Origin of the sequence: Pseudomonas cucumis, from assembly GCF_030687935.1 — a bacterium.
In the GTDB taxonomy this organism is placed as follows: Bacteria; Pseudomonadota; Gammaproteobacteria; order Pseudomonadales; family Pseudomonadaceae; genus Aquipseudomonas; species Aquipseudomonas cucumis.
This window is the reverse complement of sequence record NZ_CP117454.1, coordinates 3,242,680-3,255,004: the sequence shown is the minus strand read 5'-3', so window position 1 is coordinate 3,255,004 and position 12,325 is coordinate 3,242,680. Positions and strand designations below refer to the sequence as shown.

Genomic DNA, 12,325 nt, shown 5'->3' with positions numbered 1-12,325 from the left:
ATCTCACGGTGTTTCGGCCGTCTCGATAAGCTTCTCCAGAAGCACTGCCAACGCGACTTCTTCGGCCCTGAGCCTTTTGCGCCCCCTCGATCGCGGCAGTTCGGATAAGGCGCCGCGCATGAAACCATCGACGACTGCGGGGTGGATGTAGCACTTGCGGCAAACCGCCGGGGTATTGCCCAGCTGCCGGGCGACGTTCTTGACCATTTCCACCACATGCCGCTTCGCGTCGGCTTCCGATTCCCACTGCAACTCGCGCAGCACCGCCAACGCCAGCGCACTGCCGGCCCAGGTGCGGTAGTCCTTGGCGGTGAAATCGGCGCCGGTCAGCGTCTGCAAGTAGGCGTTGACGTCGGAGGAACTGATGGTATGCCGCTCGCCGTTTTCGTCCAGATACTGAAAGAGGTTTTGCCCGGGGATTTCCAGGCAACGCTTGATGATCCGCGCCAGTCGCCGGTCTTTGACGGTGATCTGGTGCTCGATGCCGCTCTTGCCACGAAACTGGAACAGAATCGCACTGCCGTTGACCTCGACATGACGGTTGCGCAGGGTCGTCAGGCCATAGGAGCGATTGTCCCGGGCGTATTGCGTGTTGCCGACCCGGATCAGCGTCGCATCGAGCAAGGTAATCACCGTGGCCATGACCTTGTCGCGGCTGAAGCCGGGCGCCGCCAACAGAGTTTCAAGCTGTTTGCGCAGTTTCGGCAGGGCCAGGCCGAAGTCCCGCAAGCGCGAGTATTTGTCGGCATCGCGCACTTCCCGCCAGCGCGGGTGATAACGGTATTGCTTGCGGCCGCGAGCGTCGCGGCCGGTGGCTTGCAGATGGCCGCGCGGGTCGGGGCAAATCCATACATCGATGTAGGCGGGCGGCACCGCGAGTGCGTTGATGCGTTTGATTTCATCCGGATCGGTAATGCGCTGACCCGCCGGGTCGAAGTAGCAAAACTTGCCGCGCAGGAGCTTGCGGGTAATGCCGGGCTGGCTGTCATCGACGTAATGCAGGTCGGACGGCAGAACATCGGGCAACGCGGTATCTGGCATGGCGGGCAATCCTGGGCGACGAATCATGGGTCGTTATGCCATTGACCGCGCACCGCTGGCAGGGTGCCTAGAGAATGCCTAGAGAATGCCGACAGATTTTATGCCAGCACCGCCACCGCTTTGATCTGCGCCCAGAGTTGCTGTCCGGGGTGCACGCCCAATTGATCCCGGGAATAGCGGGTAATCCGCGCCAACAGCGGTGTACCGGCCGCGTTCAGGCGAATCAGTACGTGAGCGGCGTTATCGGCGCCGATTTCACTGATCACCGTGACCGGCAGGCGATTGAGGATGCTGCTGTGCTCTACGCCTTGCAGGCTGAGGCTGACATCCCGTGCCTGGACCTTGCAGCGCAGTGCCTGGCCTTCAGCCATTGGTGAATGAGCGACTCGAATGCTCAGGTCCGTGTTGGGCAGTTCCAAGGTCAACAACTGATAGTCAGCGTCATAGGCACTGACGTGTCCCTCGATCACCACACCGGCGGTGTCGCCCAGCGCCAGCGGCAGATCGAGCCGGGCCAGGGTTTCACCGATGGGGCCGCTGGCCAAAGCCTTGCCGTTACTGAGCAGGACAAGGTGGTCGGCGAGCCGCGCGACTTCATCCTGGGAATGACTGACGTACAGCACGGGGATGTCCAGTTCATCGTGCAGCCGTTGCAGATACGGCAGGATTTCGTTTTTACGCTGGGTATCGAGCGCCGCCAGCGGTTCGTCCATCAGCAGAAGCTTCGGGCTGGTGAGCAGGGCACGAGCGATGCCGATCCGCTGGCGTTCGCCGCCAGAAAGGTTCTGCGGATCACGGCCCAGCAAATGGCCGATCCCCAGTAACTCAGTGGCATGAGCCATGTCGACCCGGCGCTGTTGACGAGGGATGCGCCTGAGGCCGAACTCCAGATTGGCCCGCACCGATAAATGGGGGAACAGGCTGGCTTCCTGGAAAACGTAACCCAAGGCGCGTTTATGTGGCGGGACGAAAATCCCATTGTCACTGTCCTGCCAGACTTCATCGTTGACCTGAATAAAACCCTGCTCGGCCTGTTCCAGACCGGCGATGCAGCGCAGGCACGTGGTTTTACCCGAACCGGAATGGCCGTAAAGCGCCGTCACTCCGCGGCCGGGCAGTTGCAGGTCCACATCCAGGGAGAATCCCGAATAATTCAGTTTCAAGCGCGTATGAATCATCGATCAGCTCCAGACCGCTTTGGTTTTACGGCTGGAGTAGAGCGCCAGCAATACTGCAAAGGAGAACACCAACATTGCCCCGGCCAGCCAATGAGCCTGGGCGTATTCCATGGCTTCGACGTGATCGTAGATCTGCACCGAGACCACGCGGGTCTTATCGGGAATGTTGCCGCCGATCATCAGCACCACACCAAACTCGCCGACAGTATGGGCAAAACCGAGAATGGCCGCGGTGATGAAACCGGGGCGGGCCAGCGGCACAATCACGCTGAAGAACGTGTCCCAAGGATTGGCGCGCAAGGTTGCAGCCACTTCCAGTGGGCGAGTGCCGATGGCAGAAAAGGCATTCTGCAGCGGCTGGACCACGAACGGCATCGAGTACAGCACCGAGCCGATCACCAACCCCACAAAACTGAAGGTCAGGGTGCCAAGGCCCAGCGATTGGGTGAACTGACCGATCCAGCCGTTCGGGCCGAGCGCCAGCAACAAATAAAAGCCAATCACCGTGGGCGGCAGCACCAGGGGCAGGGCGACGATCGCCCCGATCGGGCCGCGCAGCCAGGACTGCGTGCGCGACAGCCATAACGCAATCGGAGTGCCGATGACCAACAGGATCACGGTCGTCAGGGACGCCAGTTTGAGAGTCAGCCAGATGGCGGAATAATCGGCACTCGATAGCGTCATTTAGAGTTGGTAACCGTAGGATTTGATGACAGCGGCGGCTTTCGGACCTTTGAGGTAGTCAACCAGCGCCTTGGCGGCCGGGTTGTCCTTGCCCTTATTGAGGATCACCGCGTCTTGTTTGATCGGGTCATGCAGATCGGCCGGGACGATCCAGGCCGAACCGCTGGTGACTTTGCCGTCTTTGTAGATCTGCGACAAGGCGACGAAACCCAACTCTGCATTCCCGGTAGAGACGAATTGGTAGGCTTGAGTGATGTTCTGGCCTTCGACGAGTTTGCCTTTGACCTTGTCAGTCAGGCCCTGCTTGGCCAGCACTTGAGTGGCGGCCAGGCCATACGGGGCCGCTTTCGGATTGGCGATGGACAGATGTTGATACTGATTGTCGCTCAGCACCTTGCCCTTGGCGTCGACGTAACCGTCCTTGGCCGACCACAGCGCCAGGGTGCCGATCGCGTAGGTGAAGCGCGAGTCTTTGACTGTGTCGCCTTCGGCCTCGAGTTTTTGCGCGGTGGTGTCGTCTGCCGAGAGGAACACTTCGAACGGCGCGCCGTTCTTGATCTGGGTGTAGAACTGGCCGGTTGCACCAAAGGAAGTGACCAGTTTGTGCCCGGTATCCTTCTCGAAATCGGCCGCGATGGCATGGATTGGCGCGGTGAAGTTAGCGGCAACGGCGACCTGGACTTCATCCGCCTGGGCGGAGCCGAAAGCGAATACAGTGAACAGGCACGTGAGGGCAAAACGTGAGGCACGAATGGTCATGAAACGGCTCCGTGGCAGGCGAGATGAAACGCTATATAGCAGAATATATAGCGAATTGCCTGTAAACGGAACAAATGGGAATGCCCCCCGTTGAATGATGCGCTCCCTGTAGCAGCTGGCGTAGCCTGCTGTTACAGGGCTGCGTCCTACTGACGAACCAACTTCGCCAGTCCTTCCTCAGCCAACCGCCGGGTCAACTCTGCCGACGTCATTTCAACGCCCAGCGTAAACGCCTGCCCCGCCCAAAGGTTGCTGAAATCCGCTTCCCCTTTGGTCCGCAACGGCATCAACGCACCGCCCGCCAAGGGAAAGGCCGGCGCTTTGTCACACATCGGCCCCAGCTCACGCATTACCCGATTAAGAATCCCCCGTGCCGGGCGCCCGGTGAAGATGTTGGTGATCGCCGTCTCGCTTTCCTTGGCCGTGCGCAACGCTTTCTGGTGAGACGCGCTGACCTTGGCCTCGGGCGTAAACAAATAAGCCGTACCCACCTGGACCGCCGAAGCGCCCAGCAGAAACGCCGCCGCGACGCCCCGCGCATCTCCAATCCCACCCGCCGCAATCACCGGCACGTTCACCGCATCAACGATTTGTGGCACCAGGGCAAAGGTCCCCACCTGGCTGCTCAGGTCATTACTGAGGAACATTCCCCGGTGGCCACCGGCCTCGTAACCCATGGCGATGATCGCGTCGCAACCATGCTGCTCCAGCCAGACGGCTTCTTCGACCGTAGTCGCCGAAGAGAGAATTTTCGCCCCGGTCGCTTTTACCCGATCCAGCAGCGACTTTTCCGGCAGGCCGAAGTGAAAACTCACCACTTCAGGACGAAACTCTTCGAGCACTTCGCAGGCCGCATTATCGAACGGTGCGCGATTGGACACCGGCGTCGGTGCGTCGAAATCGACCCCCAATTCCCGATAGTACGGTTCCAGCAGGTTCTTCCAGTCCCGGGCACGTTGCTCATCGGGCGGTGGAGGTTGATGGCAGAAAAAATTGACGTTGAACGGGCGCTGGGTGTGTTGGCGAATCGTCTTCAGCTCCTCGCGCAACTGTTCGATGCTCAGCATCGCGGCGGGCATTGAGCCCAGGCCGCCAGCGTTGCTTGCCGCAATCACCATGGCCGACGTCGTCGCGCCAGCCAGAGGGGCCTGAATGATCGGCAGCTCGATCCTGAACAGGTCAAGAATGCGGGTGTCTGGCCATTGACTCATGTGCAGTGTTCTCCGACGTCGGTAGAAGGGAATTTGTATCAGTAATGCCTGACACAAGGCCAGTCGAGTTTGAGGATTGGCTTAAAGTCGGCTACGGCGATGTGTTTTCATGTGTTATTTCAACAGCACGACAACTGAGCGATTCCATCAGGAGGCAGTGATGTTCAAAGGCATTTTGATCGACAAGGACGACAGCGGTTACCGAGCCACCCTGCAAGAGATCAATGACGATCAATTGCCTGAAGGCGATGTGACCGTGCGTGTGGCGTACAGTACGCTGAACTTCAAGGATGGCCTGGCGATCACCGGCAGCAGCCCGGTGGTGCGCAAATTTCCGATGGTGCCGGGGATCGATCTGGCGGGCACTGTCGAAGTCAGCGGTCATCCGGACTACAAGGTTGGTGATCAAGTCCTGCTCAACGGCTGGGGTGTGGGCGAAGGACACTGGGGCGGGTTGGCGCAGAAAGCCCGCCTGAATGGCGACTGGCTGATCCCGTTGCCCAAGGCATTCACCGCTGCGCAAGCAATGGCCATCGGCACGGCCGGTTACACGGCGATGCTGAGCATCCTGGCGCTGGAGCACAACGGCGTGAACCCCGACCAAGGCGAAGTGCTGGTGACGGGCGCCAACGGTGGCGTCGGCAGCTTCGCCATCGCCCTGCTGAGCAAACTCGGCTATCGCGTGGTGGCATCCACCGGCCGCACTTCTGAGCACGAATATCTCAAGCAATTGGGTGCCAGTGAAATCATCGATCGCGCCACGTTGTCGGAGCCGGGCAAACCGCTGGCCAAGGAACGTTGGGCGGCGGTGATCGATTCGGTCGGCAGCCACACGCTGGCCAACGCTTGCGCAAGCACTCGGGCCAACGGCACCGTCGCCGCCTGCGGTCTGGCACAAGGCATGGACTTCCCGGCCTCTGTTGCGCCGTTCATTTTGCGCGGTGTGACCCTGGCCGGCATCAACAGCGTGACCCAACCCAAAGCTAAGCGGATACTGGCCTGGAATCGCCTGGCCAAGGATCTGGACTTCGCCTTGCTGCCGCTGATCAGTCACGAAATCGGCTTGAGCGAAGCCATCGACGCCGCGCGGCGTTTGCTCGCCGGCCAGTTGCGCGGCCGGGTAGTGGTCGACGTCAATCGTTGATCGTCTTGGCACTCATCAAACAGACAAACTGTAGAAACAAGGAAATAGCGACAATGGATGTAAAGCTGCGTGAAGTGCTGCCCTTTAGCGTCTCGGGGTTGCAGGTGCGAACCCTCAATGCCGCAGAACAGAAGCCAGATACCGCGCGTATCGGGCCTATGTGGGAACGATTTTTCGTCGAGGACATTTTCGACAAGATCGCCCACAAACAGCCGGAATCGTTTATGTACGGCGTCTATTCCAACTACGAGTCCGACGCTTCGGGTCACTTCGATGTGACCGCGGGTGCGGCGGTCGCCGCACCCTCCGAGGGCTTTGCGCAGATTCAGGTTGAGGGCGGCGATTACCTGGTGTTCAGCGCCAAAGGGCCGATGCCCGACAGCGTCATTCAGACGTGGGGCCTGGTCTGGGCTTACTTCGAGGATAACCCGCAGGTTTGCCGCAAGTTCGCCACGGACTTCGAGGTCTACACCGGTCCGGAGTCCGTGGCGGTTTATATCGGCATTCAGGATTCAGCCGCGTTTTCGCGTTCCAGCAACTGACGCTTGCGCTCTACGCCCCAGCGATAGCCCGACAGGTTGCCGTCGCTGCGTACCACGCGATGGCAAGGGATCGCCACCGCCAGGCTGTTCGCGCCACAGGCCTGGGCCACGGCGCGCACGGCTTTCGGTGCGCCGATACGCTGAGCGATATCGGCATAACTGGCGGTGCTGCCGGCGGGAATCTCCCGCAGGGCTTGCCACACCCGCTCCTGAAACGCCGTGCCGCGTACGTCCAGCGGCAAGTCCAGGCCGAGTGCCGGTGCTTCGATAAAACCCACCACTTTAGCAATCAGCTGCTCGAACTCATGATCGGCGCCAATCAGGTTGGCGCGCCTAAACTTGTCCTGCAGATCACAGACCAATTGATGCGGATCGTCCCCCAATAGAATCGCGCAGACGCCGCGCTCACTTTGCGCCACCAGAATCGCTCCCAAAGAGCACTGGCCGACGGCAAAACGAATGTCATTGTTCTGCCCGGCCGCGCGGTAGTCGCCGGGCTTCATGCCCAGCACTTGATCCGCTGCCTCATAGAAACGACTGTTGGAGTTGAATCCAGCGTCATACAGCGCGTCGGTGACCGTGCCGCCGTCCGCCAGGCGCTCGCGAACCTTGCGTGAACGATGGGCTGTGGCGTAGCCCTTGGGCGTCAGGCCGGTGATGGCCTTGAATACACGATGGAAGTGGAAACTGCTCAGGCCGGCAGCGTCCGCCAATTCATTCAACGCCGGCAACGTCTCGGCGGATTCGATGTGACGGCATGCGGCGGCCACGGTCGTGGCGTGCTGTGCGGCGACGTCGCTTTGATCCTTCGCGGCTCGTTTGCTGGGGCGATAACCCGCCGCCTGAGCTTGCTCGGCGGTGTCGAAAAACTCGACATTCTGTGGCTTCGGCAAACGCGCCAGGCTGCTGGGGCGGCAGTAAATGCCGGTGGTTTTCACCGCATATACAAACTGCCCGTCGGCGCGGGGATCGCGCGCGACCACGGCGGCCCAGCGAGGGTCGTTTTCGGTGGCGATATTTTTCGAATGCGTTGTCATGGCTTCATGTCCGTTGACCCGTTTCATGCAGATTAACCAGCCACCAGAGACGCCACACTCCGGGTCTTGCGGTCGAATTCGACGGTTTCATCCCGCGGTACGAAAGGTGAAGTTGATCCGTTGTTCGCCCAACTGAGGGTGATAACCCTCCTTGATCGGCAATACGCCGTGATAACGCAAACGGTCCACGCCGCCCCAGACCACGATATCGCCGTGCAACAGCGGCACGCGCTGGCTTTTGGCGCTGCGTTCGAAGCCACCGAACAGGAACGTCGCGGGCAATCCCAAGGACACCGACACGATAGGGGCTGCGTAGGAACCTTCATTCTTGTCCTGATGCAATGACATCCTGGCACCGGGAATATAGCGGTTGATCAGGCAGGAATCCGGTACGAAATCCGTAAACCCTGCCTCTCGCGCCGCCGCTTGCGCCAGCTCGAAAAACACCTCGGGCATTTCAGGCCAGGGCAGGCCGGTCTGCGGATCGTTGCGGGTGTACTTGTAGCCGCTGCGGTCGGTGGTCCAGCCCCAGGTGCCACAACTGCTCAAGGCCACCGACATGGTAAAGCCGCCGGGTGTGACCATCTGCCGAAAAGGGGCTGCAGCCAGAACCGACTCCAGCGCCGGTAGCAATCGGTCGAGCCAGGGCAGGGCAAAGCCTCTAAGCACGTAGGATTGTTCGCCGATTTGCTCGCGCCTGGGCTGTTGCTCGGGTTCGGCATCGGCAAACAAATCGAGGGTGATCGGGCTCATGGGGTCATAACGCATCGTGAAAGATGATTCCAAGGGTATGCCGTTTTCCGCTGTGCAGGCGACTCACCCCGTGACGCATGGTCACTCGGTAATAGCCGCGAACACCTTTTACCGGGCGCTGATTCACGGCAAAAATCAACGCGTCGCCTTTCTTCAGGCCGATGACTTGCGGGCGTGACTGCATCCGAGGACGTTGTTCGGTCAGCACAAATTCACCGCCGGTGAAATCCTCGTTCGGTTCTGACAGAAGAATCGCCACTTGCAGCGGGAAGACGTGTTCGCCGTACAGATCCTGATGCAAACAGTTGTAGTCCTGCGGGCCATATTGCAGCAACAAAGGTGTCGGGCGTTCCTGACCGGCGGCATGACAGCGTTGCAAAAATGCTTCGTGCGATTCGGGGAAACGGGTCGGCAGGTCCATGCATTCGTACCAGCGATTGGCGATGGGAACCAGTCGAGGGTAGAGCGCGCTACGCAACCGGGCCACCGGATCCGGCAGCGGGTACTTGAAGTACTTGTACTCACCACGGCCAAAACCGTGGCGAGCCATCATCACCTTCGAGCGAAAGGGCTCGGGCCGGTCGTACAGGGCGCTTATTTCATCGCAGGTCTCAGGGCTTAAAAACGACCTGATGACTGCGCAGCCATCCTGATCGAGTTGTTGCGTAAGCCTGCCCCAGTCGAGGGCGTCGTTGTGAATCGGGTCGCTAAACAAGGGATCTGACTCCTTGACCAAAAGGTCGAGGCGGCCAGTTTAGTGAGCGTTGCGGGAGTGGACACTCCGGCGCTTGCGGTCGAATTCGAAAGGGGAGCAGACGTCCATGTTGTCGCTCCAGATCGCATTACAGCGCTTTGCTCACGCTGATCTCGCTGATGACATCTTCAGTCTGGCCATGAATAACGTCCAGAGCAGCCTTGGCTTCTTCTTCGGTGCCGTTTTCAAGCTGGGCGAATTCGAAGCGGCGCTCGCCGTTGAGTTTGTATTTGATGACGTATTTGGTCGTCTGGGCCACGGTCATACCTGCCTGTTCTGGTGTGGGTTCAGCTCAGTTTCGAGCTGGAGCGACGGATGATCTTGATCGAGTGTGTCAGGGTCGGTTTGCGGGTCACGCTGATCGGCCGGCGATTGACCGTGTCGATGGTGATGTTCCAGAAACCGGTGCTCGGCGCAGTGATCCGGGCCGGGAAGGTGTCGAATGCGCCGCCGTGGTAAGTATGACGGCCGCCATTCTTGAAGCTGCGAAAGTTGGCGTCGTTCATCAAGCGGATGTTGCACATTTGGGAGCATTGGATGACGACGATGTCGTCTTCGTTGAGGTGCTCGCGCTGGTGGATAAATTTCATGAGGCGCCTCCAGAAGGGCTTTTTCTACAAAATCAAAACGATAGCATGGGCGATTGGCGCAGTTTATCAGCCCGAACAGGTTATTATCCGGCTGTCGGGGTCCGCTTTGACAATTAAAAACAGTTATTCGGAATTCTATGAGCGATAAAAGCAATGAGCCTCGGAGAAAAACAGTATTTGTGCTGTCGGAGGGTCTTTATCGGAGGTTTTGTATGAAGTGGGGTGTTCTGGTCGTGCCGTTGGCATTGGCAGTGGGTGGATGTGCGAGTGTCTCGGACATCAATGAGACACTGCCCACCATGAGTGTGATTTCAGGCAAGAAACCCCATGAGTACGCGCAGTGCCTGGTCGAGAAACTGGCAGAAAGCCGTGGAGCCCTGCAGGTCGAGCCGCAGAAGGAAGGCGTGCGGGTTATCGTGCCGCAGAAGTTCTCGTCGGGGCCGGCTGCGGTGTTTGACATCGAAGACCGTTCCGGCGGCAGCAGCATCAAGCTGCATGAACGCATCTCCAATGTGCCTTTGCGCCCATGGGATGTGCGCAATGCCGCCACCGCGTGCATATCAGGCTGATAAACTACCCCCAGTCAGCATCGATGCCGTCAAAGTCGCGCTTTGACGGCATTGTCATTTCTGGAGTCAAGCATGAAGCGAGAGCAGGTGCGGGAGCGCCATGCAGAGGGTCATATCTCTGCCACCCACGTGATTCAGAACCCGGCGAATCCGGGGGAATGGATCGTGTTTTTCAAGAAAAGCGCCGGGCGCAGCTTTTTCCTGGTGGATGACAACGATGAAGTCGAGTCCTTCAGTCGCCTCGACGATTTGATCGAGACCGTGCGCGGGCTTGGGATCAAATTCGCCGAAATTCATATGTAGCTACTTGCAGACCACCACCACGCTGCGGTTTTTGTAGTTGCCGACGTCGACGCCCAGGGTCTTGTCGCTTTCCTGGGGCGAAGGTGTGCCGTCGGTACCGACAATCCGATAGCCGGTGCCGGCACACGAGGCATCGGCTTTTTCGTAGCAACTGGCCCAGGCGTTGGCTTCCCCGGAGCAGTCGATGCTCAGGCCTTGCTCGCCGTTTTTCAGGTACGTCGTTTCGGACGTGGCGCAGCCGCTCAGGGCCAGAACTGCAATCAGTGGCAAAAATTTATTCATGTTGAGGTGGTCGTCAGTGGTGGGGGCTAAACGCTGTGACAGCGGCGGCATCGAAAGATTATAGCGAATGGCCACTTCGTTGCAGATAATCACAAAAAAGCCCTGCGCAAAGGCAGGGCTGCGTCATGTCAGGTTCAGCTCAAGGCTTGTCCTTGCCACGCCGCTTGGGGGCTGCGGGTTGATCTTGCAACACCGATGCCACTTCAATCGCCAGCGCTTCTGTCGGGAACGGCCCGGCAATATTCTCGCCGCCGACGCTGTCTACCCACCATTGACCGTCTTTTGCCTGATTGATCAGGTACCCGTTAACGCTTTTTGCTGCCGACATCTATCTGCCTCGTTGGCTGGTTCAATCGCACAATGATAGCGCCAAATGGCCTCAACGGGTGCCGATGGTGTAGGGTGGGGTAGATTGCCTTTCGGCTGATGGTCATGCAGATCTGCCGATCTCTGCTATCTATAAGAGGTTGTGCAATGTATCTGCGGAACTATCCATCAGAATATTTCTCTATGATGGCATCGGTTAGCCAGTGCGGGGCATTGTAAGGTGCCCGCCGCCTGATTAGACTGCGCCGAAACTCGAACACACAGCCCTTTCAAGGACTTATATGATCAAGAAATGCTTGTTCCCAGCAGCCGGTTACGGTACTCGCTTCCTGCCAGCGACTAAAGCCATGCCCAAAGAAATGCTGCCGGTGGTAAACAAGCCACTGATCCAGTACGGCGTCGAAGAAGCACTGGATGCCGGGTTGACCGAAATCTCCATCGTCACCGGTCGCGGCAAACGTGCTCTGGAAGACCACTTCGACATCAGCTACGAGCTGGAAAACCAGATCAAGGGCACCGACAAGGAAAAGTACCTGGTCGGTATCCGTAAACTGCTCGACGAGTGCTCGTTCTCCTACACTCGCCAGACCGAAATGAAAGGCTTGGGTCACGCGATTCTGACTGGCCGCCCGCTGATCGGCGACGAACCGTTCGCCGTGGTGCTGGCGGACGACTTGTGCGTCAACCTTGACGGCGACGGCGTCCTGACTCAAATGGTCAAGCTGTACAAACAGTACCGTTGCTCGATCATCGCGATCCAGGAAGTTGACCCGCTGGAAACCAACAAGTACGGCGTTATCGCTGGCGACTTGATCGGTGATGACCTGTATCGCGTGCGCAACATGGTTGAAAAACCAGCACCGGAAGATGCACCGTCGAACCTGGCGATCATCGGTCGTTACATCCTGACGCCGGACATCTTCGACCTGATCAAGCAAACCGAGCCAGGCAAGGGCGGCGAGATCCAGATCACCGACGCCCTGATGAAGCAAGCGCAAAATGGTTGCGTGATTGCCTACAAGTTCAAAGGCAAGCGTTTCGACTGCGGCGGCGCTGAAGGTTACATCGAAGCAACCAACTTCTGCTTCGAGAACTTCTACAAGACTGGCAAGGCTTACTGATCGCGCCTGAGCTGCTTGTACTGAAAAGCC

General features: G+C 58.8%; 17 protein-coding genes. 5 read left to right on the top strand and 12 right to left on the bottom strand.

From position 1 onward, the window contains the following. Positions 1 to 3: 3 nt before the first annotated feature. The 5 genes from PSH97_RS14815 to PSH97_RS14795 form a co-directional block, all read right to left on the bottom strand. Positions 4 to 1,041 (bottom strand): DNA topoisomerase IB, encoded by a 1,038-nt coding sequence (locus PSH97_RS14815; RefSeq protein ID WP_305445534.1) that lies wholly within the window; start codon positions 1,039 to 1,041, stop codon positions 4 to 6. A 98-nt stretch (positions 1,042 to 1,139) separates the two neighbouring features. After that, positions 1,140 to 2,219: a molybdenum ABC transporter ATP-binding protein gene (gene modC, locus PSH97_RS14810; RefSeq protein ID WP_305445532.1), complete on the bottom strand. Its 1,080-nt coding sequence runs from the start codon at positions 2,217 to 2,219 to the stop codon at positions 1,140 to 1,142. A 3-nt stretch (positions 2,220 to 2,222) separates the two neighbouring features. After that, positions 2,223 to 2,903: a molybdate ABC transporter permease subunit gene (modB, locus tag PSH97_RS14805; RefSeq protein WP_305445530.1), complete on the bottom strand. Its 681-nt coding sequence runs from the start codon at positions 2,901 to 2,903 to the stop codon at positions 2,223 to 2,225. Then, a complete protein-coding gene (gene modA / locus PSH97_RS14800; protein WP_305445527.1) occupies positions 2,904 to 3,662 on the bottom strand; it encodes a molybdate ABC transporter substrate-binding protein in 759 nt (252 codons plus the stop codon). A gap of 146 nt (positions 3,663 to 3,808) precedes the next feature. Further along, complete coding sequence (locus PSH97_RS14795; protein WP_305445526.1) at positions 3,809 to 4,873, bottom strand: NAD(P)H-dependent flavin oxidoreductase; 1,065 nt, start codon at positions 4,871 to 4,873, stop codon at positions 3,809 to 3,811. A 160-nt stretch (positions 4,874 to 5,033) separates the two neighbouring features. Here PSH97_RS14795 and acuI point away from each other — a divergent pair, with 160 nt between their 5' ends. Both acuI and PSH97_RS14785 read left to right on the top strand, forming a co-directional pair. Continuing rightward, positions 5,034 to 6,017 (top strand): acrylyl-CoA reductase (NADPH), encoded by a 984-nt coding sequence (gene acuI / locus PSH97_RS14790; RefSeq protein WP_305445524.1) that lies wholly within the window; start codon positions 5,034 to 5,036, stop codon positions 6,015 to 6,017. 53 nt (positions 6,018 to 6,070) lie between these two features. Continuing rightward, positions 6,071 to 6,559 carry a GyrI-like domain-containing protein gene (locus tag PSH97_RS14785; protein WP_305445523.1) on the top strand — a complete coding sequence of 163 codons (489 nt, stop codon included), beginning with the start codon at positions 6,071 to 6,073 and terminating at the stop codon, positions 6,557 to 6,559. Here PSH97_RS14785 and ada read toward each other — a convergent pair. From ada to PSH97_RS14760, 5 genes are all read right to left on the bottom strand, one after another. Beyond that, on the bottom strand, positions 6,523 to 7,596 hold the full coding sequence (gene ada / locus PSH97_RS14780) for a bifunctional DNA-binding transcriptional regulator/O6-methylguanine-DNA methyltransferase Ada (RefSeq protein ID WP_063343970.1): 1,074 nt from the start codon (positions 7,594 to 7,596) through the stop codon (positions 6,523 to 6,525). The genes PSH97_RS14785 and ada overlap by 37 nt on opposite strands. A gap of 87 nt (positions 7,597 to 7,683) precedes the next feature. Next, positions 7,684 to 8,364, bottom strand: a complete 681-nt coding sequence (gene alkB / locus PSH97_RS14775; RefSeq protein ID WP_305445522.1) for a DNA oxidative demethylase AlkB — start codon at positions 8,362 to 8,364, stop codon at positions 7,684 to 7,686. Next, on the bottom strand, positions 8,354 to 9,064 hold the full coding sequence (locus PSH97_RS14770) for a 2OG-Fe(II) oxygenase (RefSeq protein ID WP_305445520.1): 711 nt from the start codon (positions 9,062 to 9,064) through the stop codon (positions 8,354 to 8,356). Before PSH97_RS14770 ends, alkB begins: the two co-directional genes overlap by 11 nt. Before the next feature lie 127 nt (positions 9,065 to 9,191). Further along, positions 9,192 to 9,362 carry a hypothetical protein gene (locus PSH97_RS14765; protein WP_162232616.1) on the bottom strand — a complete coding sequence of 57 codons (171 nt, stop codon included), beginning with the start codon at positions 9,360 to 9,362 and terminating at the stop codon, positions 9,192 to 9,194. Between the two features lie 28 nt (positions 9,363 to 9,390). Next, a complete protein-coding gene (locus PSH97_RS14760; RefSeq protein WP_007900033.1) occupies positions 9,391 to 9,693 on the bottom strand; it encodes a DUF1883 domain-containing protein in 303 nt (100 codons plus the stop codon). A gap of 212 nt (positions 9,694 to 9,905) precedes the next feature. Here PSH97_RS14760 and PSH97_RS14755 point away from each other — a divergent pair, with 212 nt between their 5' ends. Beyond that, the gene (locus tag PSH97_RS14755) at positions 9,906 to 10,262 is read left to right on the top strand and encodes a hypothetical protein (protein WP_305445518.1); all 357 of its coding nucleotides are present in this window, start codon (positions 9,906 to 9,908) and stop codon (positions 10,260 to 10,262) included. Positions 10,263 to 10,334: 72 nt separating this feature from the next. After that, the gene (locus PSH97_RS14750; protein ID WP_007935641.1) at positions 10,335 to 10,565 is read left to right on the top strand and encodes a hypothetical protein; all 231 of its coding nucleotides are present in this window, start codon (positions 10,335 to 10,337) and stop codon (positions 10,563 to 10,565) included. Here the strand turns inward: PSH97_RS14750 and PSH97_RS14745 are convergent, their stop codons facing one another. Next, a complete protein-coding gene (locus tag PSH97_RS14745; RefSeq protein ID WP_305445517.1) occupies positions 10,566 to 10,847 on the bottom strand; it encodes a hypothetical protein in 282 nt (93 codons plus the stop codon). A gap of 139 nt (positions 10,848 to 10,986) precedes the next feature. Next, positions 10,987 to 11,175, bottom strand: a complete 189-nt coding sequence (locus PSH97_RS14740) for a hypothetical protein (protein WP_008012859.1) — start codon at positions 11,173 to 11,175, stop codon at positions 10,987 to 10,989. Between the two features lie 280 nt (positions 11,176 to 11,455). On the opposite strand from PSH97_RS14740, the gene galU reads away from it, so the two are divergent. Further along, on the top strand, positions 11,456 to 12,295 hold the full coding sequence (galU, locus tag PSH97_RS14735; RefSeq protein WP_054050566.1) for a UTP--glucose-1-phosphate uridylyltransferase GalU: 840 nt from the start codon (positions 11,456 to 11,458) through the stop codon (positions 12,293 to 12,295). The last annotated feature ends 30 nt before the right edge of the window (positions 12,296 to 12,325 follow it).